24 protein-coding genes are annotated in these 23051 nt (G+C 44.8%); 7 read left to right on the top strand and 17 right to left on the bottom strand.

All coding sequences use genetic code 11. The features are described from left to right. Positions 1 to 22: 22 nt before the first annotated feature. Complete coding sequence (locus tag HU147_RS16105; protein ID WP_224077172.1) at positions 23 to 472, bottom strand: Lrp/AsnC family transcriptional regulator; 450 nt, start codon at positions 470 to 472, stop codon at positions 23 to 25. 181 nt (positions 473 to 653) lie between these two features. On the opposite strand from HU147_RS16105, the gene HU147_RS16100 reads away from it, so the two are divergent. Then, positions 654 to 1778 (top strand): amidohydrolase, encoded by a 1125-nt coding sequence (locus HU147_RS16100; protein WP_224077171.1) that lies wholly within the window; start codon positions 654 to 656, stop codon positions 1776 to 1778. Between the two features lie 55 nt (positions 1779 to 1833). On the opposite strand, the gene HU147_RS16095 is transcribed toward HU147_RS16100, so the two are convergent. After that, positions 1834 to 2295 carry a HEAT repeat domain-containing protein gene (locus HU147_RS16095; protein ID WP_224077170.1) on the bottom strand — a complete coding sequence of 154 codons (462 nt, stop codon included), beginning with the start codon at positions 2293 to 2295 and terminating at the stop codon, positions 1834 to 1836. 127 nt (positions 2296 to 2422) lie between these two features. Continuing rightward, positions 2423 to 3655 (bottom strand): cysteine desulfurase-like protein, encoded by a 1233-nt coding sequence (locus HU147_RS16090; RefSeq protein ID WP_224077169.1) that lies wholly within the window; start codon positions 3653 to 3655, stop codon positions 2423 to 2425. Positions 3656 to 3863: 208 nt separating this feature from the next. On the opposite strand from HU147_RS16090, the gene HU147_RS16085 reads away from it, so the two are divergent. The 4 genes from HU147_RS16085 (at position 3864) to HU147_RS16070 (ending at position 7704) form a co-directional block, all read left to right on the top strand. After that, positions 3864 to 4064 (top strand): DUF3231 family protein, encoded by a 201-nt coding sequence (locus HU147_RS16085; protein WP_224077168.1) that lies wholly within the window; start codon positions 3864 to 3866, stop codon positions 4062 to 4064. A 97-nt stretch (positions 4065 to 4161) separates the two neighbouring features. Then, positions 4162 to 4428 carry a spore coat protein gene (locus tag HU147_RS16080; protein ID WP_224077191.1) on the top strand — a complete coding sequence of 89 codons (267 nt, stop codon included), beginning with the start codon at positions 4162 to 4164 and terminating at the stop codon, positions 4426 to 4428. A gap of 181 nt (positions 4429 to 4609) precedes the next feature. Then, positions 4610 to 7369 carry a YfhO family protein gene (locus HU147_RS16075; protein WP_224077167.1) on the top strand — a complete coding sequence of 920 codons (2760 nt, stop codon included), beginning with the start codon at positions 4610 to 4612 and terminating at the stop codon, positions 7367 to 7369. A gap of 59 nt (positions 7370 to 7428) precedes the next feature. Beyond that, positions 7429 to 7704, top strand: a complete 276-nt coding sequence (locus HU147_RS16070; protein ID WP_224077166.1) for a hypothetical protein — start codon at positions 7429 to 7431, stop codon at positions 7702 to 7704. Between the two features lie 51 nt (positions 7705 to 7755). Here HU147_RS16070 and HU147_RS16065 read toward each other — a convergent pair whose 3' ends face one another. The 9 genes from HU147_RS16065 to nhaC form a co-directional block, all read right to left on the bottom strand. Beyond that, the gene (locus tag HU147_RS16065) at positions 7756 to 8364 is read right to left on the bottom strand and encodes a class F sortase (protein WP_224077165.1); all 609 of its coding nucleotides are present in this window, start codon (positions 8362 to 8364) and stop codon (positions 7756 to 7758) included. 1 nt (position 8365) lies between these two features. Beyond that, the gene (locus tag HU147_RS16060) at positions 8366 to 9163 is read right to left on the bottom strand and encodes a DUF4397 domain-containing protein (RefSeq protein WP_224077164.1); all 798 of its coding nucleotides are present in this window, start codon (positions 9161 to 9163) and stop codon (positions 8366 to 8368) included. A gap of 229 nt (positions 9164 to 9392) precedes the next feature. Then, positions 9393 to 10328: an aldo/keto reductase gene (locus HU147_RS16055; RefSeq protein WP_224077163.1), complete on the bottom strand. Its 936-nt coding sequence runs from the start codon at positions 10326 to 10328 to the stop codon at positions 9393 to 9395. Between the two features lie 79 nt (positions 10329 to 10407). Further along, positions 10408 to 11073 (bottom strand): reverse transcriptase-like protein, encoded by a 666-nt coding sequence (locus HU147_RS16050; protein WP_224077162.1) that lies wholly within the window; start codon positions 11071 to 11073, stop codon positions 10408 to 10410. 164 nt (positions 11074 to 11237) lie between these two features. Beyond that, positions 11238 to 11858, bottom strand: a complete 621-nt coding sequence (locus HU147_RS16045) for a DUF5996 family protein (RefSeq protein WP_263427897.1) — start codon at positions 11856 to 11858, stop codon at positions 11238 to 11240. 13 nt (positions 11859 to 11871) lie between these two features. Then, positions 11872 to 12159: a DUF5996 family protein gene (locus HU147_RS19440; protein ID WP_263427889.1), complete on the bottom strand. Its 288-nt coding sequence runs from the start codon at positions 12157 to 12159 to the stop codon at positions 11872 to 11874. A gap of 232 nt (positions 12160 to 12391) precedes the next feature. Continuing rightward, on the bottom strand, positions 12392 to 12880 hold the full coding sequence (locus tag HU147_RS16040) for an ester cyclase (protein WP_224077161.1): 489 nt from the start codon (positions 12878 to 12880) through the stop codon (positions 12392 to 12394). A gap of 74 nt (positions 12881 to 12954) precedes the next feature. After that, positions 12955 to 14799: a penicillin-binding transpeptidase domain-containing protein gene (locus HU147_RS16035; protein ID WP_224077160.1), complete on the bottom strand. Its 1845-nt coding sequence runs from the start codon at positions 14797 to 14799 to the stop codon at positions 12955 to 12957. A gap of 123 nt (positions 14800 to 14922) precedes the next feature. Continuing rightward, a complete protein-coding gene (nhaC, locus tag HU147_RS16030; RefSeq protein WP_224077159.1) occupies positions 14923 to 16392 on the bottom strand; it encodes a Na+/H+ antiporter NhaC in 1470 nt (489 codons plus the stop codon). A gap of 274 nt (positions 16393 to 16666) precedes the next feature. Here nhaC and HU147_RS16025 point away from each other — a divergent pair, with 274 nt between their 5' ends. Both HU147_RS16025 and HU147_RS16020 read left to right on the top strand, forming a co-directional pair. After that, a complete protein-coding gene (locus HU147_RS16025) occupies positions 16667 to 18154 on the top strand; it encodes a phytoene desaturase family protein (protein ID WP_224077158.1) in 1488 nt (495 codons plus the stop codon). Between the two features lie 120 nt (positions 18155 to 18274). After that, on the top strand, positions 18275 to 18820 hold the full coding sequence (locus HU147_RS16020) for a hypothetical protein (RefSeq protein WP_224077157.1): 546 nt from the start codon (positions 18275 to 18277) through the stop codon (positions 18818 to 18820). 87 nt (positions 18821 to 18907) lie between these two features. On the opposite strand, the gene HU147_RS16015 is transcribed toward HU147_RS16020, so the two are convergent. The 5 genes from HU147_RS16015 to HU147_RS15995 form a co-directional block, all read right to left on the bottom strand. Then, positions 18908 to 19414, bottom strand: coding sequence for an OsmC family protein (locus tag HU147_RS16015; RefSeq protein WP_224077156.1), 507 nt, complete (start codon positions 19412 to 19414; stop codon positions 18908 to 18910). 67 nt (positions 19415 to 19481) lie between these two features. Continuing rightward, on the bottom strand, positions 19482 to 19862 hold the full coding sequence (locus HU147_RS16010; protein WP_224077155.1) for a hypothetical protein: 381 nt from the start codon (positions 19860 to 19862) through the stop codon (positions 19482 to 19484). Between the two features lie 309 nt (positions 19863 to 20171). After that, positions 20172 to 21116 (bottom strand): phosphoglycerate dehydrogenase, encoded by a 945-nt coding sequence (locus HU147_RS16005; protein ID WP_224077154.1) that lies wholly within the window; start codon positions 21114 to 21116, stop codon positions 20172 to 20174. Between the two features lie 153 nt (positions 21117 to 21269). Then, positions 21270 to 22292, bottom strand: a complete 1023-nt coding sequence (locus HU147_RS16000; protein WP_224077153.1) for an SMI1/KNR4 family protein — start codon at positions 22290 to 22292, stop codon at positions 21270 to 21272. A gap of 247 nt (positions 22293 to 22539) precedes the next feature. Next, entirely contained in the window at positions 22540 to 22878 is a 339-nt protein-coding gene (locus HU147_RS15995; RefSeq protein ID WP_224077152.1) for a hypothetical protein, read from the bottom strand. Positions 22879 to 23051 lie beyond the last annotated feature (173 nt).

Below are 23051 nucleotides of genomic sequence, written 5' to 3'. Positions count from 1 at the left end.
CCGACTATTTTACCGAAAAAAATTAACGAATATACTCAAATGTATTCTTATGTACGTCCAACTGAATAATCGTATTAAGATCCGTTACAGCTGCAATTTCATTGATTGCATAAATGACTTCTGTTATCTTTTCCTGATTCTTGACCGTAATTTGAACAAGCAACGGATATTCACCCGAAGTTACTGTAATATACCGGATCGGCTTGATCTGTTTAAGTTCTTCGATAACAGCTGCAATCGATTTTGGCTTAACTTTTATTTGTATGATAGCTCCTGCTTTTAAACCAACCGCAATCGGATTTACAATTCCATGAACACCCAAAATGTCTTTGTCAATCAAGTTTTTATAACGGAGGCGTATGGTTTTTTCTGTTACATTGAGCGTCTTTGAAAGATCCGTAAAAGAGATTCGGCCGTCTTCTGCGAGGCATTTAATGATGCCATGATCCAGTTCATCCAATTCGTATATCACAAAACACCTTCTTTCTTCCTCAATTCTAAATTACCGGAAAGAGGAATAATTCTAAACTTTTCTACTCCTTTACAATATTCACAAAATATTTTATTATCTAAAAAAGGAATATTATTGCCTAGTTTATATTAGGAATATTTATAAAGCAATCCTTTTTTTTATAAATTATGGAGGTTTTTTAATGATAGCGATTACAAATGCAACAATCTTTAATGGCAAAGGCGAAGTGATTGAAAATCATATGATTCTTGTGCAAGACGGGAAAATCGAATCGGTAACAGCTCAGGAAGAATTGGATAAAAGCTATCAAGTAATTGATGCTAAAGGCAAAATCGTAACTCCGGGATTGATTGATGTACATACGCATTTGGGAATTTCAGAAGAAGGCGTTGGAAAAGAAGGGCACGATTTTAATGAAACCAGCGATGCCGTCACACCTCAAGTCCGTGCCATCGATGGCATTAATCCAATGGAACCCGGCTTCGGAGATGCCAGAAAAGCGGGCGTGACCACTGTTCAAGTCATGCCAGGCAGTGCAAATGTAATTGGCGGCGAGATGGTGGTATTAAAAACCGTTGGAACGATTGTTGACGAAATGGTCATCAAATCTCCTTCCGGCATGAAAGCTGCAACTGGGGAAAATCCCAAAAAATATCATGGAGAAAAAGGCCGCATGCCCGTAACACGCATGGGAGTGGCTGCCCTATTGCGCGAAAAATTAATTGAAGCGCAAAATTACATAAATAGCGGCCAAAAGGAACGGAAACTCGGCCTCGAAAATTTAGCAAAAGTGCTTAATAAAGAAGTTCCGCTTCGGGTACATGCGCACCGCGCGGATGATATCCTGACTGTTCTCCGTCTGAAGCGTGAATTCGATATCGATGTGACCATTGAGCATTGCACAGAAGGCCAGCATATTGCAGAATTTATCGCAAAGCATGATGTGCGGGTTTCTGTTGGACCGACTTTATCAACCCGCTCCAAGGTCGAACTGAAAGACAAGGACTGGACAACCATTAAAGTTCTTCTCGATGCTGGTGTGCCTTGTTCTTTAACGACCGACCATCCAGTAGTTGGGATCGACTATTTGGTAACCAGTGCAATTCACGCCATCCGAAATGGCATCACCGAGCAGCAAGCATTGACGGCCATTACGCTGGATGCAGCTAAGCATCTGGGCGTTGAAGACCGTGTCGGATCCATCGAACCGGGCAAAGATGCTGATTTGGTGATTTGGAGCGGCAATCCGTTTGATCTCCGCAGCATACCGGAAAAGGTGTTTATTGATGGGGAAGTCGTCAATTAAGGCAAAATAAAAAAGCCGTTTCATCAGTTTTTCAACTGATGAAACGGCTTTTGTTTTATTTTCTTGCTTGGCGGCCTGGGATGGACTTCCACTGGTCTTCAAGCCACTGATCGAAGTCTTCGCCTTTATCGCCTTTGTATGTGTCGTAGATGTCTACACGCATTTTCTGCAATTTCACTTTGAAATCTTCGAATTTGTGGTCATGCGGCAAACTTTTCTTGATGCGCACGAGCGTTTTCGAAGCGTCTTTGATCAAATCAAACTTTTTACGCGTGGGCATATCCACTTCTAAACCAAAGTCCTGCAACGCATCAAACGCAGCAAGCTGCACTTTGTAGACCGGATCGTTTTCCATGCGGTGCGTCAACATGTCAATGGTCTGTTTGTGCTTCCATTTGCTCAGCTCTTCAACCGCAGCCAAACGTTCTTTCCAGTTTGCTGTCCGGTTTACAGCCTTTTTCAATTCGTCGTAATTCGGCGGTAAAGTTGTGTTAAATTGTTGACTCAAAAAATTCATTCTCCTTTTGATCATTTTCCTTTTTGGAAAATGAAATGGTCTCTTCCATTAGCAGAAAAGCTTATCCATGTATTGTATCACGTATTGGACACTTTGTCTTTTTACCTCTATTTTGATTCGATTAACCCTAAAGTGCCGACACTGCTTTGATAAAGCGTTCCACTTCTTCAAAGGTATTATACGGCGCCAGTCCCGCGCGGATCCAGCCTCCGCTCTTGTTGATATCCAGCCGGTCGGCAAGTGTCGATGCATAGAAATGTCCGGAAGCGATAAAAATACTGTGCTTCTCAGCCATGATTTTGCACACTTCTTCCGGCTCAATTCCGTTCACTTGAAAAGCGATGGTTGGTGTTTTTGGGACATTCGGGCCCGCTTCGAACAATGTAACTCCTTCGATTGCTGCCAATCCTTCCCGCAGACGGGACGCCAAGCTGTTTTCATATACTTCAATTTTTTCAAGCCCCGATTCAATTCGTTGTCTGCGCGTTTCCCCTTCTCCAAAACTCTCGAAAAATTCTATCGCCGGCCGAATGCCGGCAATGCCTTCGTGGTTTTGTGTGCCAGTTTCCAATTTATCCGGGTAATAGCTTGGCGCCGGCACCAATTTATACGGCTCCAGTTCCTTGAAAATATATTCCTTAATCGCCGCAATGCCAATATGCGGGCCGAAAAATTTATAAGCTGAGCAAAGCAGGATATCAATGCCCATACGGTCGCGGTCTATTAAGATATGCGGTGCGGCATGGACGGCATCGGCAGCCAACAGTGCGCCCACTTCTTTTGCCCGCTTCGCAATCGGTTCCAAATCAACGATTGTTCCTACTGCATTGGAAGCAAGCCCGACGGCCACCAACTTGGTTTTATCATTGATCACTTCGTTCAAATCCGATAAATCGAGCGTCAAGCTGCCCGTATCTACTCGGATCCAGCGCACAGTCAAACCGCGGTCTTTAGCCATCAACAGCCACGGATCGACATTTGCGCGGTGATCCATCTCGGTCACCACAATTTCGTCCCCTGCATCGAATTGCTTGCCAAGCGCATTAGCGATGGCAATCGTAAGCGTTGTCATATTGGCGCCAAAAGCCACTTCATTTACTTGAACACCCAAGAAATCCCCTACTGCTTTTTTCGCTTCGGCAATAATTTCCTCGGTTTCCCAGCTTGACGGGAAGCAACCGTGCAAATTAGCTCCGCCGTTTTCCATATAGGCGGCAATTGCCTGAATGGATGATTTTACAACCTGCGAGCCTCCCGGACCGTCAAAATAAGCAGCTGGTTTTCCATGATAGGTTCTTTTCAAAGCCGGGAATTGGTCACGTACTTCAGTAATCGGAAAAGTCGTTTCAGTAATTTTCATCGCTATGTAGCTCCTTTTCAGAAAGATTCTCTTTAAATAAACCACGACAGTATCCCAGATGTCTATTATAAAGTTGTTCTTTTTAGAAAATTCATTCATTAATATTTTTATTAAAAAATTCTAAAGCAGGATTTAAAAGAAAAAGAGCGGGTAAAACTCAATTAGTGTTGAATTTTTACAATTATTAACTAACCTGGAGGGATTCTCAATGGCAAAAGAACTTGCTGCACACGAACTGCTTGAAGTCCATGAAATACTGACATTTAAAACCGCCTGTGTTGCGAAAAGCAAAGTATTCAGCGGCTTGGTTGAGGACAAGAAATTAAAAGAAATTCTTGAAGAAGACATTGAACTTTCTACAAAAGCCATCAAGGACTTACGTAAAATACTCGAAGATTCTACAAAATAATTGACTGGAAAGGAAGGATAATATGGCTAAACAAGATGAACAGAAAAAAACTGAAACCCAAGCAATCAATAAAGAGAATTTGGCAATTCCCGGTTCTATGCTGGATGATTTAGCAATTGCCACTGATTTTCTTGTCACGGCAAAAGCTGCCGTACGCAATCTGGCAGTTGCCATTACGGAAACAGCAACTCCTCAAGTGAAGAAAATATTGCGCCGAGAGCTGGACATTGCGATTGATACACACGACAAAATTGCACAATACATGATCAAAAACGAAATGTACCATGCGTATGATGTAGATGAACAAGTTCAGCATGACTTGAAAAAAGCCGATATTGCGCTTGAATTGGCTAAGAAAAAATAACTTCTATACGAGGAAAGACCGCTTCTTAGCGCTTCTGCAAGAGGCGGTTTTTTTATTGCCTGCTGGTGCCGGACTTGTATAAAAAGATGTGAAAAGTTCTAATTTCATGATACGATACGCAATATAAAATATCTGAATATTCGAGTTATTACATTTTTATCAAAATAAAAGCAGGTGACTTATGCGGAAATTGCCTTCCTCTTTCCTATTCGCTGTCTTTTGCTTGTTTTTGAGCGCATGTGCCCATGGCGTTTTCCTCCGCGAATTGGCCAATAACCGGTTTATGGCGGGGCCGAATGATGGTCTCTCCCAAATGCTGCCATTTAAAATGCTTCTGTATGAGCAATATACGTCCGGAGAATTTTTCTATTCTTCCCTTTTTGGCTTAGGGGGCGACACATACAGCGGGCTTGCATATTATTTTTCCAATTCCCTTGTTTTCCTTTTGACGGTCGCTGTTGTTTTCCTTCTTGAAACAGCCGGCATTGTCGGTGAACCGGACATTCTGTTTTGGGCGCATGCGGCGGTCATCATCAATATATTTCGCCTGGCTGTGGTTTTGTTTTCGGCAACAGCCCTATTCCGGTATATGAAATTCCGGCCGTTCCCAGCTTTTTTAGGTGCTTGTGTATACGCTTTTTCCAATATCTATTTCCGTCACGCTACCTACTGGGAGTTTTTTGCGGATGCTTATTTATGGCTGCTGCTCCTCATATTCGGAGTGGAAAAAATATTGCGGGAAAAACGCGGGGGCTGGTTCATGGCGGCTGTTGTTGTATCGATGATTGATAATTTTTATTTCGCTTACGTCAACTTTCTCTTAATCAGCATTTACATTCTGTTCCGCCTGTTTCTGCCGCTTGAAGAAAATGAAACGCCAAAAGGAACAGCTGCAGCTAAGTTCCTTATCACCGGTGCCATTGGCGCCGGCATCAGCGCCGTCTCATTTATTCCGGCAGTTTATGCGTATTTGAATAATCACCGTCCTCCTTATGCCCATGAAATCAATTGGTTCGGCTTTATCGACAATATTTTATTCACCAGTTCATTTGTGGTGCTGCCGGCAGTGTTTGTGCTGTTTGCGTTTGCGTTTCCGCTATACCGCGAGCGTAAATTCCGCTTTTTTGCTGTTCTGGTGCTGTTTTCAATATTGCTCCATTACAGCCCGAAAGCAGCCAGCATGTTTAACGGTTTTTCGGCGCCGCAGTACCGCTGGGAGTATTTTATGGCATTTGCGGCAGGTGGCGCAGTAGCTTCAGGCTTCAGTTTTCTGCACCGGCTCACATGGAAGCATCTGGCATTTGCGGGTGGCCTTTCTTTGCTCGGTTATGGGGTGCTGGCTTTTATCGATCCGGAAATCGGTGTAGAGCCTGGTCTAATCGCACTTGTTACCAGTTCTGCGCTCGCCCTGTTCTTTGCTTATGTCTGGGCACTGCAGAAACAATCAAGAATCGGCCAGGCGGTGGTCTTTTTTCTTCTAGCGCTCGGCCTCCTTGCGAGCGGCTATCAATTTCTTTTAGCTTTAATGGAACAAGGAAGAACCATTCAACTCCCTTTGTTTCTCGGAGTCATAGGAATTGCCCTTTTCACTTTCCTGCTGTTCGCTAAAGTGGTCCAAAATAGGGCTTATGCAAAAGCCGCCGGGGTCTTCCTAATCTTAACTCTGCTGTTTTCCGTCAACGGATCTGAATACGTTCTACTCGTAATCCGGGGAGAAACCCAGCTTGTCTCAGAAGAACTCATCACTGGTCCCGATTACAAGGATCCTGAAGTACTGGGACTGATCGACAGCATTTATCAGCAGCAGGAAACCGACGCATTCTTTCGTATTGAATGGATGGAAGGCGTTCGCAATAATACACCCATTGCTCTTGATTTTCATGGGTTAAGCGCCTATTCCAGTATCCTAAATGAACAATTGCTGCATTTTTATTTGCTTGACTTGGAAATTGATATGGGGCGGGAAAGTGTCAGCCGCTACGCCACACTAGGCAAACGGACGAACCTCCACAGTCTGCTCCAGGGACGGTACAGCATTTTGCCGAAAGAAGATCCGAATGTACCGGCTAATTTTATTGCGAAGCATGAATCGGAACATTTGGTTGCCTATGAAAACCTCTACTCGTTGCCGTTTATCCGGCCGGCTTCTGCCGTCTATAGCGAACAGGCACTGGAACATGAGCCCGTATTGCGCCGTGAACACGCCATGCTGACGGGCGTTGTTTTAAAAGACACCGATATTTCGTCGCCGCTTCCTCCTCCACCGAAAAAATTAACTTATGAGCTGCAAGGTGAAAATGCGATATACGAAAACGACGTACTCGAAGTGGCGGGTGAAACTGGCGGCCTTAACTTGCTCTTGAACGAAAAAGCAGCACCGGGAAGCGATTTGTATGTATCTTTCCATCTGGAGAATTTGGCGATGGACGCGTTTTTCCCTTTGACCGTGAACTCTTATAAAACGACCAGAAAAGCGAATGTCTCCGTCTATAAAACATTTGTGGATGATTTGACCATCCGCGTCCCGGCTGATGAATCCATCCGGATCCGCATGCCGCAAGGCTCTTACGAATTAACTGAGCTCCAAGTGTTCGAAGAGCCTTATGACGTGCTGAAAGCAGAAGCTGCCAAAGAACAGGCAGTGCAGCAAGTCCATTGGGATGACAGCCGACTCGATGCTGAATATTTGAATACAGCAAACGCCGCCTATCTGACCATGCCGATTCCATACGAAATCGGCTGGACGGCGACAGTGAACGGGAAGAACGTAGAGGTGCTGGAAGCTAATTATGCGTTTCTTGCAATCCCTTCCGACAATGGCCTCAATAAAATTTCGCTCGTTTACCGGCCGCCTCATTTTTACAAATCTCTGTTGTTATCACTGCTTTCCTTGATCGCCGGCTTATTCTATGTGCGTATGCAAAAGCGGCCCGATGATTAAATGTCTGCCGAAACGGGAAAGCCATAAGAAATATCCTTAATAGAATTGGAGGAATTCCCTTGAGCGAAACGATGCAAAAAATTTTCTATGCCAGTGCAGCAGCTGCTACCGCTTTTGTTTTAGTGAAGACATTTAATAACCGTAAAAAAGCCGTTTGGGTGTTTCCGGATCATGATATACGAAACAGTACAGAAGTCGACCACCGAGAAAGCCCGAATGCTCCATACGACCATGCCGAAGTTGGCTTGACTGAACTGGATTCCACTTACCGTTCAGAATGGGTTTCCATGGGATATCCGAAGACTCATCGGGAACTTCCGGAAGATGAAAACTAAAAACACAAAAAAGGAAAGGCTCGTCGGCCTTTCCTTTTTTGTGTTTAAAAACTATTCTTCTATTAAACTGGCGTATACGACTAATCGCTCTTCCCGTGTTCCTCTGGAATAATCGTAAGTTCCGGCGCACGTGATCAAGACCAATTCGGGAGAGGATTGATAGCCGAATATTGAAGACAAATCAGCGTTGTCCAATGGAACCGATTCCATTTTATACACTTTGAATCGGAGCTGTTCGTCTCCTTCGGCCACAAGAATTTCATCTCCGGCTTTCAGTTTGGAAAGGTCCCAAAATATGGCCGGCCCCTCCAAATCATCGACATGTCCTGCAATCACAGCACGTCCGTTTTCCCCAGGCTGATAGCCATGAGAAAACCAGCTGACTTCTTCGCCGTTATCCGGCACTGCCATTTCCCCTGTTTCTGTCAGTCCCAGATGGAGGATTTCGGACTTTACCTCAATCGCCGGGATTTCCAGTTTTGTCGGCAGGATGCCTTCCCTTTTAACGGTATTAATGGGGTTGGCTACCGGCACCGGCTTTTTCACTTCGGCGGGTGCCGGTTTCTCTGCCACAAAGTCTATATTTTCACTGCGCTTGCTCACTTCATCTTCTTGCTGCCCGCAGCCACTAAGAAGCACAATCGCTGCTGCAATCAGCACACTATTCCTGAAATCGTTTTTTCCAAACAACTGCACTGGCTCCAAACAAAGCAAGTGTCCCAAGCATCAACATCCAAGGAGCATTGGACTGATCCGGTGTCCCAAGTCCGGTTGTCGGCATGCCGTCCGGTGATGCTGCCGCTTCGTAATCAACCAAAGCGATCACTTCCAAAGCATCTGCATTGTTTACGGCAAACACGCTGTATACTGTGTCTGCTGCCAATTCAGTTCCTTCTAGCGGCAATACTTGAGTTCCATCAGGCAAGCGGATTTCCAAGTCGTATGTTCCTGGATCCAACTCTGTGTAATCAGTGATTCCCGGGAATTCAGCTCCACTGAATACAGCGTCCCCGCCGATCAACCCAACATCTACAGCCGGCGCATCAGGAGACAAGTGGCCTACACGAATTTTTGTTTTCCCTTCAGTTACTTCCATTGAATCTTCAGCGACTACAAATTGGAGTGCATCGACCGTATTCGCTGCTGCAACTGTATAAGCTTTGCCAGCTTCAACTGTCAAATCTGCCTGCAGCACCCCAGCACCTTCTGCGTATTCAGTTCCTGTAGCAAAAACTTCTACATTGTGCGTTCCTGCCGGTACTTCCAAGTAACCGGAATCTGCTTTAAATGGCACGTTCTCAAGTGTTGCATCACCATTGACATAAACATCGACAGCAGGTGCATCCGGTGAAGCATGGACAACTCTGACTTTGGCAGTGTGGCTGTCGGCGGAAACCCCCATACCGAACGACAAGAATAACACCAAAGCAACTGCGAATAAAGATAACCCCTTCTTCATGTGAACCTCTCCCTTGCATCTTATTTGTAAAACTTTTGTACAACTTATTTATAATCTATTTCATTTTGAATAGCAACTGATAAGATTGATTTTTCTAAAAATAATCACACTTTTTTATTCCATTCATATTTTCGACACATTTAAAAACCGACCAGTACTAGCTACAGGTCGGTTAAGAACGAAAATATAAGTTGTACTTTTGATAAGGTTTATAAAACCCTTATGGTGCTTAGTGTGTACTTTGCAGAATGCTGTCAATTTCATCCATGACTTCTGCTTCCAAACGAATTTCCGCTGCTGCGATATTGGACTCCACCTGCTCCGGCTTTTTGCCGCCGGGAATGACGGCGTCTACGCCAGGTTGTTCAAGAAGCCAGGCTAGTGCTAAATTCGACACATCCGTCCCTTTTTTGTCCGCCACTCCTTTCAGTTTTTCTACAATCTCGATGTTTTTCTCAAACTCGCCTTTTTGGAAAAGTGGCACCCGGTTGCGCCAGTCGCCTTCTTCGAGCTGCAGATCTTTTGTATAGTTTCCTCCGAGAATGCCGAATGCCAATGGCCCATACGCTACTACTGAAATATTGTTCTCGATGCAATACGGCAGGATGTCTTCTTCAATTTTACGGTCGAGCATATGATATTCCAGCTGGATCGCAGAAATCTCCAGACTCGAATTGGCTTCACGAAGTTGTTCGAGTGAAAAGTTGGAGACGCCGATCGCTTTGATTTTCCCTTCCTGCTTCAAACGGGACAGTTCCGCAATGGCTTCCGCAATCGGTGTTTTGTCATCCGGCCAGTGGATATAATACAAATCGACATAGTCCAGCTGAAGCCGTTTCAAACTGTCTTCCAAGGCATTGCGCAAATATTCCGGGCTGTTGTTGCGAGTGCCGGTCCGCCAGTCGCTTCCGCCTTTTGTAGCGATGACGAACTGATCCCGGTCGTATTCTTTCAGCACTTCACCGACAAGTTCTTCTGAACGCCCTTTGCCATATACATCGGCTGTATCAATGAAAGTAATGCCATGATCAAGTGCTGCCCGGACAAACTGTTTGCCGTCTTCTTCATCCAATCCTTCAAACAGATTGTGTCCGCCTACTGCGTTCGTTCCAAGTCCAAGCGCCGAAATTTGAATATCCGTTTTTTTCAATGTTGAAAATCTCATGCTAACACCCTTTCTAATTGGTTGTTCCAATTTTGCCGAAAAAGATAAGCTTACAAAACCAGCCTATATAATTTCCCATTCATTTTCCAGGAATTAACTCAATTGTTCCGGAAATCTCTGTCCCGTTCAGCCCCTGGGTAGCCAGCCGGTCCGCTTCTGCATTGCCTTTGCGCGGAATCAGTTCGTATTCAGGCTGAATGCCAAGGCTATTCAATTTTTCATCGATGCGGTCTGCCCAGCGGAGCAAGTCTTTTTCAATGACCGGCCATTCCCCGTTCATCTGGTTGATGACCACTTTGGAATCGCCAATAAAGCGGACCGGCAAATGATGGACATTCAAGCCTTCGAGTTCCTGCACTGCCATATACAAGGCAGCATACTCAGCTTCGTTGTTCGATAAAAGTTCAGCGACCACTGCATTTTGGCGAAGCCGATAGGGTTTCCCGTTTATTTCGTAGTAGATGGCACAGCCAAGCCCCGACCGCTGGGTTTCCCGCTCATAGCCGCCGTCAAAATAAACGGTCACATTGTGCGGCTCCGTTTCCACGCCTTTTAAGTAGCCCTTCATTTCCTTCATAGTCCAGGAACTATCGTAGCCGTCAACAAACACCAGATTTTTGGCGCGCCCGGTCCGCTCCAAATCTTCAGCGATGACCATTCCTTTCCCGGCTGGCATTTCTTCGGAACGGAAAAAAGCTTCCGTCCCTTTGGCTGTTCGGTATGTGCATTCAATCCGTATGTTCATCGCGCATTGCCCCCTTCTATTTTTTGTCTATAAGAATGTTTAGCCTCCAGTTCCTGCACTTAAACACCCCAGCAGAAAAACCGTTTTGTCGGCAAGTAAAAAGCGATTCTTTGCTGTCAGGAACCGCCCTCTCAATCAATAAACACTTTTTCAGTTAGAAACGCTTAGTTTTTTCTTTTCATTGTAGGCTGAGATTTCATTAGCAGAGGCTTCTTATAATATTCATGTCCTTTCCATTTCAACTCTTCAGCTAAAATATCAAAGCTTATCTGGAAAAAACGCTGTACAAATTCGCTTGAATAAAGGCTGTTCATTAAAGCAGAGACAGGCAGGAAAAATTCGCTTACCTGGCTATTGTAATAAGCTCCTTCCGGTTCTAGTAATGAAGTATTCAAATCCTTATATATAAAAGGATAAGGCAAGATGAAAAAAGAAGGCGTGTCTGTCTGCTCATCGCCTAACCAAAACCCAAACTCGATAAACTGTTCATCAAAAGCCGCTTTCTCAATTGGTTTATCCTCCGGAAACGGTTCGGCAATATTTTGAATGATAATAGCCGACACATCAAAGGTACCCCAAAACAACCCGGGTTTTACTTTTCGGCAGCGCAAAGGACCAATAAACTTCAGTTCTTCATGCAGGGCAAAATGGAACAGCTCCAGCCCCTTTAAAGCTTGTGCCGGCTCATATACATGATGGACTGTATCTTCGCTCAATAAAGCCGTTTCCTCCATTTCCTGCGGGCGCGGATTGATGGTGATGGAAACCCCACCGTGCTGCAGCATCTGAAAGATAAATTCATAAATACGTTTTAACCGGGATTCCATTTTGCAAGGACATGGAATGTTCCTGTCCGTCCACATTAATGGTTAGCACATTTCTCCGGATATCGACATCTACTTGAAAAACATGGTCTTTGTAATAAAGAAGCCCAGTGGAAAACCCATCCACTGTAAGCGTCAGCATGACATGCGCCCATTGCGGTTCCTGCTGCGCAGTCTCGAGGCGGATCTTCCCTAAAATCTGAGACAACAGATGCAAAGTCAGTTTCGTCTCTTTCCATTCCGAGTGTTTCATCAGTTCCATGAAAACAGCCCCTCTCCAAGCGATTCTTCAGATAAACAATAAATTCCCTGTCTCTCCTGCAGCCTTAAGATTTATTCATTATATCACTTCGCCTCGTTTCATATTCTGAATTTTTAAAAATCTTTAGAATTTTCAAGTGATTCTCCTTTAAAGAAATTCGTCCAAATCTTCCAGAATTAAAAGAGCGGCTCCCCATACAGGAACCGCATCATCGCCTCATTTGTTTTATCAGTCAAAACACTTCATGGGTATTCTTCTTTAGCGCACCGAGATCAAAAAGAATGGCAGCATCGCTGTTTTCACACCATAATTCTTTTATACGCCCTGCTTTAAAGCGATATATCATTATACCCGTTTCTTTGACCCGCTGATTTGCTGTGGGGATATCAAACCAGCCGCCCTGATACGTCATCCAACCCGTATAACGAACCACCAGTTTATCGCCCTGCTCAATCAAATCCTCCAACAGCCATTCATCGTCATGAAACACTGAGCGGTACCATTCCATGAATTTTTTCATCGACTCTATCGTATTTTCCCCGTTCCGTGAATGATAGACAAAATCTGATGTCACCAGTTCATCCAGCACATCCAGATTGCCTTTTGTAAAATATTCATTAAACCAGCGCTCTGCCACTTGTCTTTTATCCTCGCTAATCATCAATTTCCACTCCCCCTTTTTTTCAGAATAGCGAAAGATTCTTTGTTTGTCTTCTGTCATTTTCTCCGGAATTTCAAAGAATAAATTTCATCAATAAAGAGCCTCCCAATAACGGAAGCTCTATAAAACCGTTTTTATTGCCCAAAGATGGCTGAGGACATGGCTGTCAAGTCCCCCATGCTGCCGTCTATTTCAGCTCTTTCAACCATTATCGCCAATATGAATTCAGGATCCGTGTGATTAAAACTGACCACATAATCCAGTTCGCCTTTTCCGTTTTGCACCATTCCGGACTTTTCAGCGAAAGAAGGGTTGCCATTAGCGTTCCGCAAGCTTTTACGTACGGATGCCGCCTGTTCAGCATCCAGCAGGCCTTCTTTCCAAATTTCCGTCTCTTCTTCCAGCAGCAGGGTCGGCTTGTAAATCGTACCTTCTGTTACAAATGGCTCGTACATCGAAACAAGATGAAGCAGGTTTACTTGCATCTGGCCTTTTCCTGATTTGGCTTGTGAAAGCTGCCCGGCTGCATCTAGTGTGCCGCTATTTGAAACTTGTGAAACAGCCAGATTCAACGGCGACGCAATCTCTTCCCCAAAGCCGAAATCTTTCAAGCCTGACTGCAAGGCATCAGGCCCTATTTCCTTTGAAGACTCTAGACCGGCTGCCATGCCGATAGCAATAATGACCGGTTCAATGACAGCCCCAGGTACATAAGCCGATGTAAAGCGCGGGTACAAAGGCTTCAGCCTATCATTTTGCAGTTTGCTGAATTCAGATCCCTTGATTCCCCGAACAAAAGCATTCGGATCAAAGCCTGGAGAACTCAGCAACACAAGGGCTTCCCCTGTCTTGGGATCCACAGCGGCACTTGCACCCGCTTTTCCTTTCATCGCTTGGTAAACCTTCTTTTGAAGTTCGGCATCAATCGTTAGCTTTATGATTTCTCCCTGTTTTGCCGTTTTTTCTACGGCCACAATCGGTTCAATTCCTTCAAGGGATTTCCGAAGCAAGACACGGACTCCCTGTTCGCCGCGAAGCCGGTCTTCCAGTGCCTCCTCAAGTCCTTGCCGGCCAATCAAATCGTCCGGACCGTAGCCCTGTCCTTTCCGCTCCGCCAATTGCTCGGCTGTAATCGGCCCAGTAAAGCCGGAGACATGAGACAGCGCTTCGCCGTACGGATATTCCCGCAGCTGCACTTCTCTACGTTCCGTACCCGGAATGGAAAATATTTGCTGCAGCGCTTCTTCTGCTCTTGTCGGCAGGACAGCAAGCGGCACATAATGGCCCGGCTGGACCCAGCTTTGGCCAAGCTTTTGGTCAACTTCTGCCGGTGTGATGTTCAAAAGAGCTGCCAAATCGTTTTTCTTTTCTGCTTCATCAAAATTTGCCGGAACTACGCCTACTTCAAACCCTTTGCCATTAACCGCAATCGGTTTGCCGTTGCGGTCATGAAGTTCGCCGCGCTCAGGATTGCTCCGTTCAATTTCAACCGTATCCCCCTCTTCAAGCTGAGGAAAGATGAACGACGGGTTCCATTCTGCAAACCAGTCTTCTTTTTCTCCCTGCGCCTCAAACAGCATTGTCAATGTCCGGTCAAATTCCACCGGTCCGGCTACCGTATCCATCTTGATTCGAACGCGAAAATCAGCCGGCTGCTCCTTGCTCCAGCGCACTTCTTCTTCAGGCTCCACATAAGTCACCTTCAAATTTTGAATTGCCAGCTCCTGATGCAACTGCTTTTGCCAATCTACAAAAGTTGCTGTTTCAAACGCCATTCTGGTGCCTTCCGTCAGATATCCGTCATACATGTCAGAGAAATTTCCCTGTTCCCAGTGGCTGATGTACTCCATCAGGCGAATCTCCGGTGTGACCTGCTCTTCCTGCAGCTGTTCTTTCGGTGTCGTTTTCTGTTCTTCTTGGCAGCCTGCAAGGAGGATAAGAAGTAAAAGAAAAAGAATGCCAAGCCCTCTTTTCTCCATCTACTGACCTCCGTTTCAGTCCTTTTCCATCCATTACCCGAATTGAGAAACCTTTAAATGCAGCCGAGGAGGAAATGAAAAATAAATAAGCCTCAAGCCGGTTAAGCTTGAGACTTTTAAAACTTACGTCAACACAGATCCAGAAGGTCCGGCTTCTCCATTCCCCTCTGACTGTTTTGCTTCTTTTTCTTCGAGTGCTTTTATTTCTTCTTCTGTTAAGTATTCGACTTTCAAGCCGAGGAACGCCATCACGATGGAAATGATCGGAATAGTATAGTTCAATACGGCGTAAGGGGCATAGGCAAAAGTTCCGACCCCCAGTGTTGCAAATATAAAAACACCACACGTGTTCCAAGGCACTAAAGGCGAAGTAACCGTTCCGCCATCTTCAAGAGCACGCGATAAGTTTTTCGAATGCAAGTTTTTATCTCTGAAAGCTCTCGCATACATTCTGCCGGGAAGGAGAATTGAAATGTATTGCTCTGAGGCGGTTGCATTGGTGAAAAATGCTGAAACAATCGTCGCAGCAATCAGGCTGCCGGCCGACTTCGCCACTTTCAAGATTTGTTTCACAATTGCCTGAAGCATTCCGACCTGCTCCATGATTCCACCGAAAATCATAGCTACGATGGTAAGCGATACAGTATACATCATCGACTCAATGCCGCCTCGGTTGAATAAGTTGTCGACCATTTCATTTCCACTTGAAATGGCGAATCCATCGTGCAGTGTATTGACTGCATCTGCCACACTGCCACCTTGGATAAAGACATGGCACAGCCAGCCAAGCAATACGCCAATAGCAAGCGCTGGCAATGCCGGAACCTTTTTCGCTACCATTACCACTACGGCAAGCGGCACCAGCAGGAGCCAAGGAGAAATCACAAAATTGCTTTCCAATGCAGTCAAAATACTACTGATATTCCCTGTATCCACCGCCGCTCCACCGAACTGCCGCCCAAGGAAAAAGTAGACGACCAAAGCGATGATCAAACCAGGAATCGTCGTATAAATCATGTGTTTTATATGTACAAACAAATCCGTTCCGGTAATCCCTGCAGCTAAATTCGTTGTATCAGACAACGGAGACATTTTGTCGCCAAAATAAGCTCCGGAAATAACAGCTCCCGCTACCATTGCCGCCGGAATTCCCATACTCACGCCAATTCCCATGCCCGCAACGCCGATGGTTCCCATCGTGGACCAGGAACTGCCGATTGCCAAAGTGACAATCGCACAAATGATACAGATGGTTACCAGAAACAATGATGGGGTGATAATTTTCAAACCGTAGAAAATCATAGTTGCGACAATTCCGCCGCCGATCCAAGATCCGATGATTAGGCCCACCAGAATAATAATGACGATAGCCGGAAGCGCCATGCGTATACCTTTGTACGCTCCTTCTTCAATAACATCCCATTTATAACCGTAGCGCCATCCGATAAAGGCCGCTGCAGCTGCACCGATCAATAAAGGAACGTGCGGGCTTCCTTCAAATTTAATGATGGTTACTGCCATTATCGCAATCATGACAACCAAAGGAACCAAAGCCATTAAAAAAGGTATTTCTATTTCCTGCTGTTTTTTCATAATCCCTCTCCTCGCTGCCTGTTATGAAAACCCTTTCATCTATTTTGCCACGGCTTCTTTAAAGGCGCAAATGTTTTTTTCGAAAATTTTAAACTTTAAATTTTTTGCGCAAAAAAATTTTGCATCTGTATTTTTATTGCCTAAGCTGCCGTATTTAAAACTTCTATTCAGAATATCCAGCTTTCATAAATAAATATGCGCAATGGATGCAAATGCCCTAAACTTGCCAACATAAAGACAGTGCCAACATAATAGAAAAAAAGGAGGAGTCGGGATGGATCAATCTGTTTTAGTAGTAGGCGCAGGAATCGGCGGCTTAACCGCCGCTTCGATGCTGGCAAAACAAGGACTGGATATTACGCTTCTTGAAGCCTCCTCTGAGCTCGGAGGCTGCGCCGGCAAGTATCAGCGCAATAAATATTTGTTTCCTGTCGGAGCTACGCTTGGCATGGGGCTTGAAGAAAACGGGATTATTGAACGGGTATTTCGCTATTTGGAAAAACCCTTTCCGCTTGAGCCGCTTGAAACTGTCATGGAAATGGTGCATCCGGAAGCTACTTTTAAATTCTTCAAAGACCGGGATAAGCATGTTGGCCAAATGGTCCGCCGCTTCCCTGAATACGAGCGTCAGATTCGGGCTTTTTATAACGAAATCTTTTCCACTGCTGCGAATATCCGGACATTGATGGGGCCACTTCCCACGCTTCCGCCAAGCACGCCAAAAGAATGGGCATTTTTGATGGCTGCTTTGCGCCCCCGCCATGTAAAATTATTGCCTTTTTTCAACCAAACACTCGAGCAGCGGCTGAAGCGACATGGCCTGGAACAATTGCAGCTATTTCGGCAAATGATTGATGCACTGCTGATCGACAGCCTGCAGACCGGCAGCAAAGAAGCTTCTTATTTGCTTGCTGCCTTGGCGCTTGATATTTACCATGAAGGGGCTTTTTATATTCCCGGCGGATTGTACCGGCTCGCTGAAGTTATGGGTCAAAGTCTTACCGACAATGGCGGCATTTTGAAGAAACGGCGGACCATAGTAAAGCTGCAGCAACAGGATGGCAAATGGGCAGCGACCGACCAGCGCGGCAATCATTATCAAGCAGACCATGTGGTATTAAACGTGCCGATTCATCAATTGCCCAATATCTTGTCGCCTTCCCTGCTCAACCAACTGAAGAAACCGCTGCGGGAAGGCTTATCCACTCCGACTTGGACGACTTTGTCATTGTATATCGCTGTCGATTCCTCAAAACTGGAAGCCCCATTGCCTTTATTCCGTCAAATTGCAGTAAAAAATGGAGAAGCCTTGGCTGAAGGGGAATACTTCTTTATGTCGTCTTCGAAGCCGGATGATTTGCTGCGGGCTCCAGCTGGCATACAAACCGTGACCATTTCCACCCATACCCGTTTCGAAAACTGGGATACAAAGGAAAAGTACGAAGCATCGCGTGAAGCAGTATCTGGCCGCATTCTCCACGCCATCGAAAAATTGATTCCCGGCTTCCGGGAATCCATTCTATATTTTGAAACCGGGGCACCTAAAGCATGGGAACATTACACCGGACGCCCGAACGGCTATGTCGGGGGCTTTCCTCAAACTGTGAATGCCGCTTTGTTTAACGCCATTTCTCATCGTTCCGGCCTGCCCAGCCTTTATGTCTGCGGCGACCATATTTTCCCGGGAGCTGGCACGATTGGCGTTGCAGCAAGCGGAATCCATGTTGCCCGCACAATTTCCGGAAAGCGATTAATTTATTAAAAGAAAACTTTCATTGCCTTCAGCGAGAGTCTTAATACCTAATTAATATTCAAAAAATATTTCATTCCTAGTCGCAATGTCTTATAATAAGGGAAAATATTTTTTGAAGGGGAAAACACAATGACGCAATCACCTGCCAAACGGCCGCCGATACTTGCCTGGTTTATTTTGATCGTTAGTGCATTTTTTCTGGTATCCATGCTTCCAATTGTATTTATGACCGCCATTCTTCCTATTTGGAGGCCGGAAGAATTCAGTATAGTTTCGGTGATTATGCTGCTGATTGCTCTTAGCTTTGCAGCTGGCGCTTTGTTGGCCATTCGATGGGCCAAGCGGACAATTGGAGATGCAGCGCAGCCTAATACCGAAGCAGAAGAGGCATCAACAGAACATCCCTCATCTTTTTCTGAAGGAGAAGAGGGAAAAGGAAAGAAAAAACCGGTTTGGCCCTGGCTGGTGATAGCCCCTGGCGCCCTGTTGCTGATCACTACAGGCCCAGGTGCAATTATGCTGCCGATTATGCCGTTGTTCTTAGCTGGAATGTCTACAGATTCCGGCAATACACCCGATTATGTTCCCGCCTTAATTATTTTGATCGGCTATGGCATTATTGGAATTTACGGATACTGGGTATTCCGCGCCATTAAAACGCTTCGAAAAACGTAAACCCGCTCCTGTCATCCTTCTCTTGCAAAGTAAAAAAGAAGCGGCTGAACCATTTGGTTCAGCCGCTTTTCTTATGGCTATTCTTTGTCAATCGGCAGATGCCAGCGGCTTGTCTTCTGCTTTGTAGGCAACCACTTTTATATGCACATCGATATTGCCCTGCACCGCTTTTGATACCGGACAGTGCACGTGCGTCTGATTTGCCAGCCGCTGTACTTCGCTTTCATCCATTCCTTCGATTGCAACTTCCAAGTCCATTCCGATTTTGTTAAACCCTTCATCCATTGGATCTGTGAAAAGTGACACAATGCAGCTTACCCGTGTTCTCGCCGACTTCCCTTCATCCTGCATGATTTTCGCTAAAATGAAACTGAAGCTGGTGCTGTATCCCAAAGCTAAAAAACGTCCCGGATTAAAAGCTGTTTTCGGTCCTGTGCCTCCGAGTTCTGCCGGAGCAGCAACCGGAGCTGAAAAGGCCCCATCTTCCAAATAGCTTTCTCCGCCTGGCCCGTCAATCGTGATGGCAGCAACCGACCGGTGCAACAATTGTGAATCGCCCACTTCCAAAATCCCCTTTCCGGATTTAATTTTCACCGTCAGTATACGCCCATTCGGCTTTTTTTCCCATCTATCGGCTTATGGAAAATCTGCCTGTTTATCTTTAAATAAAAGTCTGAAACATTTTTCCATCCAGTTGCAGCATCCATTTCCGCACAGAACGGCGATGGCGCTTTTCAGCCGGTAAAATTTCTTTTGCCCGGTCAAGCAGCTCGCTGCAACGCGTCTCCGCCTCCGGCTCTTCTTGCCAGCAGTACTCCGAAATAAAATAGGAAAGCAGTTTAATGGCTTCGATATAGGTATCCAAACCAGCAGGGGTAAGAAGGCTGATACCAATCAGCAGCAGCGCTGCTTCATCGTCTTCTTCCAAGTCTTCTCTATCCGGTCCATAAAGCTGGCTGAACTCTTTCATTTCTTCAAACAGTACCGTTACTTCTTCCAATACCAAGGCCGCGACATGATCTTCATTCGAATGGATTAACATCTTCTTCCCCCCTCTTAGTTAGGCACTTCATTGTTATCTCGCACTTCAAAGCAAGTTAATATTATAAATATAGTTCTACATCCTCTCTTTATTTCCCTTTTTTATTATTCCTATTTTCGAATAAATATTAAAATAATTATTCGAATTCCACAGTTGAGAATCACTTGCTGAATTCTCTCCTTAAAGTTCTAAATAACAACGAAATAATTGTTCATTTATTCACAAAGTAAAAGAGGTTTAATGAATTAAAATTCATTAAACCTCTCTTAATTATGCATAAAATATACATAATATATTTTCTCGCAAGCTTCAAAACACCTCAAATTCCAACTCCTTGCCATTCAACAAGTTTTTGATATTGGAAACCGATAAATCGCTTATGCGGGCTACCGCATCATAAGTGGCGCCTCCTACATGCGGGGTGGCCACGACATTTTCAAGTTTCGGCAATTCGTTGGCCGGGGGTTCTTTTTCAAATACATCCAATGCTGCGCCTTTGATCGTTCCACTCTTTAACGCCTCGATTAAATCTTCTTCATGAACCAACTGCCCCCGGGAAATGTTGATCAAAAAAGCGCTCGGTTTCATCAACGACAATGTTTCCTTGTTTACCATATGTTTATTCTTGGCCGTCAGGCTCGTAGCGATGATGATGTAATCGGCTTCTTTAAACAACTCATCGCGCTCGACAAAATGGACTCGGAGCTTTTCAGCCAACTCATAATCCTTATAATTTCCATAAGCGAGCGTCTTCATATCAAAGCCCATCGCCCGTTTCGCCAAAGCTTTCCCAATCGCGCCAAAGCCGATGATCCCCAGTTTTTTCTCATAAATTTCATACCCCATTGTCGTATCCCAATAACCGGACTTTACTTCCTTGTCTTTTTTGGGGATGTCCCGTGCAGCCGACAGCATCAGTCCGAAAGCATGGTCTGCCACTGCCTGGGCATTCAACCCCGGTGCACTTGTGACGCGGATGCCTTTTTGTCTGGCATAAGCAATGTCAATATTGTCGACGCCTGCCCCGAACTTTACAATGTATTTCAAATGAGGAGCAGCGTCCATTATATCTTTATCAATTTTTACGATATTCACCAGAATAATATCCGTATCTTTTACTTCGTTTTTCAATTCGTCCTTGTCAATTCCCTTGTCGGTATACAAGACTTTTACGTTTCCTATTTTCCTCAGCTCTTCAATCAAATTCGGATCCGCTCCATAAAATGCTTCCCGCAGCATCAACAAAATGTTCATAAAACCCCTCCAGACACTGAATTTTTTTAGTGCTTCCATATATGAAAAGCCTCTGCCACTTAAACATACTATAGCTGTAAGCAAAATTCATCGGTATCCAGTAAATTGTCCTAAACCGAAAGAAATAAAAAAGCAGCGGAAGCACCGCTGCTTTTATTCACTGCGTACAATATAAGCAGAGATTGGTTTTTCGCCTTCAAAACCTTCTCCGTTGTAAATGACCCCCAGCTCTTTAACGAAATAATAAAGAATGGCAATATATTCTTTTAAACTATTTGCCAGAACAAGGCGATCTTCGTACTCGTGGTCCACTTCGACAATTTGGCCGTAATGCCCTTTAGTGTCGGGATCCAAATCAATGGCGATAAAGTTGCCACCGCCGTCGTGGTAAATCGGAATTTTTTGCGCCAGCATGAAATTATCTTTCACAAATCCTTCCGGTATCGACTGGACTTCTTCCCGGCTAATTGCTTCTCGTACAGCTTCCTCGGCTTCCAAACGGATTTCCCTCAGATTCATCAAAGGATAACCGGTAATATGGGCATAAACCGGAAGCCCCGCTTCCACAAATTCCATCCATAAATCCAGATCGTTGCCATCGCAGTAACGGTACAACGACACAAAATCCTCAACCGGTTCTGCTCCGCATAACTGGAAAACAGCCTCAATGTCTTCACTGGCATTTCCGGGCAGCAAAGGCACAGCCGAATCTCCAAACTTGGCTTTTAAAAATTCATGGTATTCCTGCCAAAGTTCCAGAAACGGCTTGTCTTGATAGCATGCCAGAAACTCTTTCATCCCAGGCACAGAATGATAAATGCCAAAGCGGTGATCCAATTCAATCAGTCCAGCTGTTTCTTCACCCTCCTTTTGGCTGTTCACGGGTTCAAGTGATTCTGCCTTCTGCCATACACACTGATAATTCAAGCCATTTTCCATCATCTCTGCAATGGCATAGCGTAGGACTTTATTTCCATATGCATATTCGTGAAGTTGAAACGAATAGGGCTGCTTTGTCATCGGATGGATCAATTCAATTTCTTCCTTTTGCGCTATATTCTCATAACCGCCCTGAAACGGATTTGGCACATCAGCATCCAATTGAATTCCATAGTGATCGGAAAACAGCAAAGCTGCTTCTTTAAAAAACAATAAGTTCCATCCATGTTCGTGCATATAGAGACCCTCCTCCAGATTTGGCATTAAGGCAATGGCACATATTTCTTTTCTATACCCGCCTTATTGCCAAATTAGGCTCAAGCCCAGCCCATAAACAGGCTGTTATTTATTTTTCATCCACGGAAATCCTACAATCGAAAAAACTGCAAGTTCCGATTGCACCAGAACGCCAAAGCTAAATCTCCGGACAATAAAAAAGGAACTTTTCCTCATTCGGTTAAGTTCCTTGTCCATATGTATGTGCTCAGCTGCCCAGTTTTTCAAATTCCCTCGCCAAATAAACTGGCGTTAAGCTATACAAATCCTGATGGTGGCTGTTTGCAATTTGAAGCAGATCTTTAAAGATCTGCTTGGAGACATTAAACATATACATGGCATCCGGCATATTCTTTAATTTTTCTGTCGCTTGGTCCCATTCCACTTCTTCGATTTCAACCCACGCACTTTTCGATTCACCTTGGTTTTGAACGGTCAATCTGCCAAACAAAGTAATGAATTTTTGCCCATTTTCCTCATACGTATCTTTTACACGGGTGAACGTGTATTGGACGCTTTCGGTAGTTAAAAGCTGATTATGCTGCATTAAGTTCCATCTCCTTCTTAAAATATCGGCTTGGCTAGGCATCAAGAAAGAATAACGATTAACTTTAAAACATTAATCAGTAAGTTTAAGCAGAAACAATGAAACATTAAGACACACCAAAGGCAAACTTTTGGTTAAAGAAGTTTTTTAATCTTGTCTATCTACAGCTATTC

The organism is Planococcus chinensis, assembly GCF_020071995.1.
GTDB classification, from domain to species: Bacteria; Bacillota; Bacilli; order Bacillales_A; family Planococcaceae; genus Planococcus; species Planococcus chinensis_A.
This window is presented reverse-complemented; position numbering and strand designations above follow the sequence as displayed.

Coding starts and splice junctions, on each gene's coding strand:
- HU147_RS16060 (WP_224077164.1), bottom strand. CDS start 9,163: ATGAAGAAGGGGTTATCTTTATTCGCAGTTGCTTTGGTGTTATTCTTG.
- HU147_RS16090 (WP_224077169.1), bottom strand. CDS start 3,655: ATGAAAATTACTGAAACGACTTTTCCGATTACTGAAGTACGTGACCAA.
- HU147_RS16020 (WP_224077157.1), top strand. CDS start 18,275: ATGACGCAATCACCTGCCAAACGGCCGCCGATACTTGCCTGGTTTATT.
- HU147_RS16040 (WP_224077161.1), bottom strand. CDS start 12,880: ATGACAGAAGACAAACAAAGAATCTTTCGCTATTCTGAAAAAAAGGGG.
- HU147_RS16085 (WP_224077168.1), top strand. CDS start 3,864: ATGGCAAAAGAACTTGCTGCACACGAACTGCTTGAAGTCCATGAAATA.
- HU147_RS16055 (WP_224077163.1), bottom strand. CDS start 10,328: ATGAGATTTTCAACATTGAAAAAAACGGATATTCAAATTTCGGCGCTT.
- HU147_RS16045 (WP_263427897.1), bottom strand. CDS start 11,858: ATGCTGCAGCACGGTGGGGTTTCCATCACCATCAATCCGCGCCCGCAG.
- HU147_RS19440 (WP_263427889.1), bottom strand. CDS start 12,159: ATGGAACTGATGAAACACTCGGAATGGAAAGAGACGAAACTGACTTTG.
- HU147_RS16035 (WP_224077160.1), bottom strand. CDS start 14,799: ATGGAGAAAAGAGGGCTTGGCATTCTTTTTCTTTTACTTCTTATCCTC.
- HU147_RS16095 (WP_224077170.1), bottom strand. CDS start 2,295: ATGAATTTTTTGAGTCAACAATTTAACACAACTTTACCGCCGAATTAC.
- HU147_RS16080 (WP_224077191.1), top strand. CDS start 4,162: ATGCTGGATGATTTAGCAATTGCCACTGATTTTCTTGTCACGGCAAAA.
- nhaC (WP_224077159.1), bottom strand. CDS start 16,392: ATGAAAAAACAGCAGGAAATAGAAATACCTTTTTTAATGGCTTTGGTT.
- HU147_RS16025 (WP_224077158.1), top strand. CDS start 16,667: ATGGATCAATCTGTTTTAGTAGTAGGCGCAGGAATCGGCGGCTTAACC.
- HU147_RS16050 (WP_224077162.1), bottom strand. CDS start 11,073: ATGAACATACGGATTGAATGCACATACCGAACAGCCAAAGGGACGGAA.
- HU147_RS15995 (WP_224077152.1), bottom strand. CDS start 22,878: ATGCAGCATAATCAGCTTTTAACTACCGAAAGCGTCCAATACACGTTC.
- HU147_RS16000 (WP_224077153.1), bottom strand. CDS start 22,292: ATGCACGAACATGGATGGAACTTATTGTTTTTTAAAGAAGCAGCTTTG.
- HU147_RS16010 (WP_224077155.1), bottom strand. CDS start 19,862: ATGTTAATCCATTCGAATGAAGATCATGTCGCGGCCTTGGTATTGGAA.
- HU147_RS16100 (WP_224077171.1), top strand. CDS start 654: ATGATAGCGATTACAAATGCAACAATCTTTAATGGCAAAGGCGAAGTG.
- HU147_RS16075 (WP_224077167.1), top strand. CDS start 4,610: ATGCGGAAATTGCCTTCCTCTTTCCTATTCGCTGTCTTTTGCTTGTTT.
- HU147_RS16005 (WP_224077154.1), bottom strand. CDS start 21,116: ATGAACATTTTGTTGATGCTGCGGGAAGCATTTTATGGAGCGGATCCG.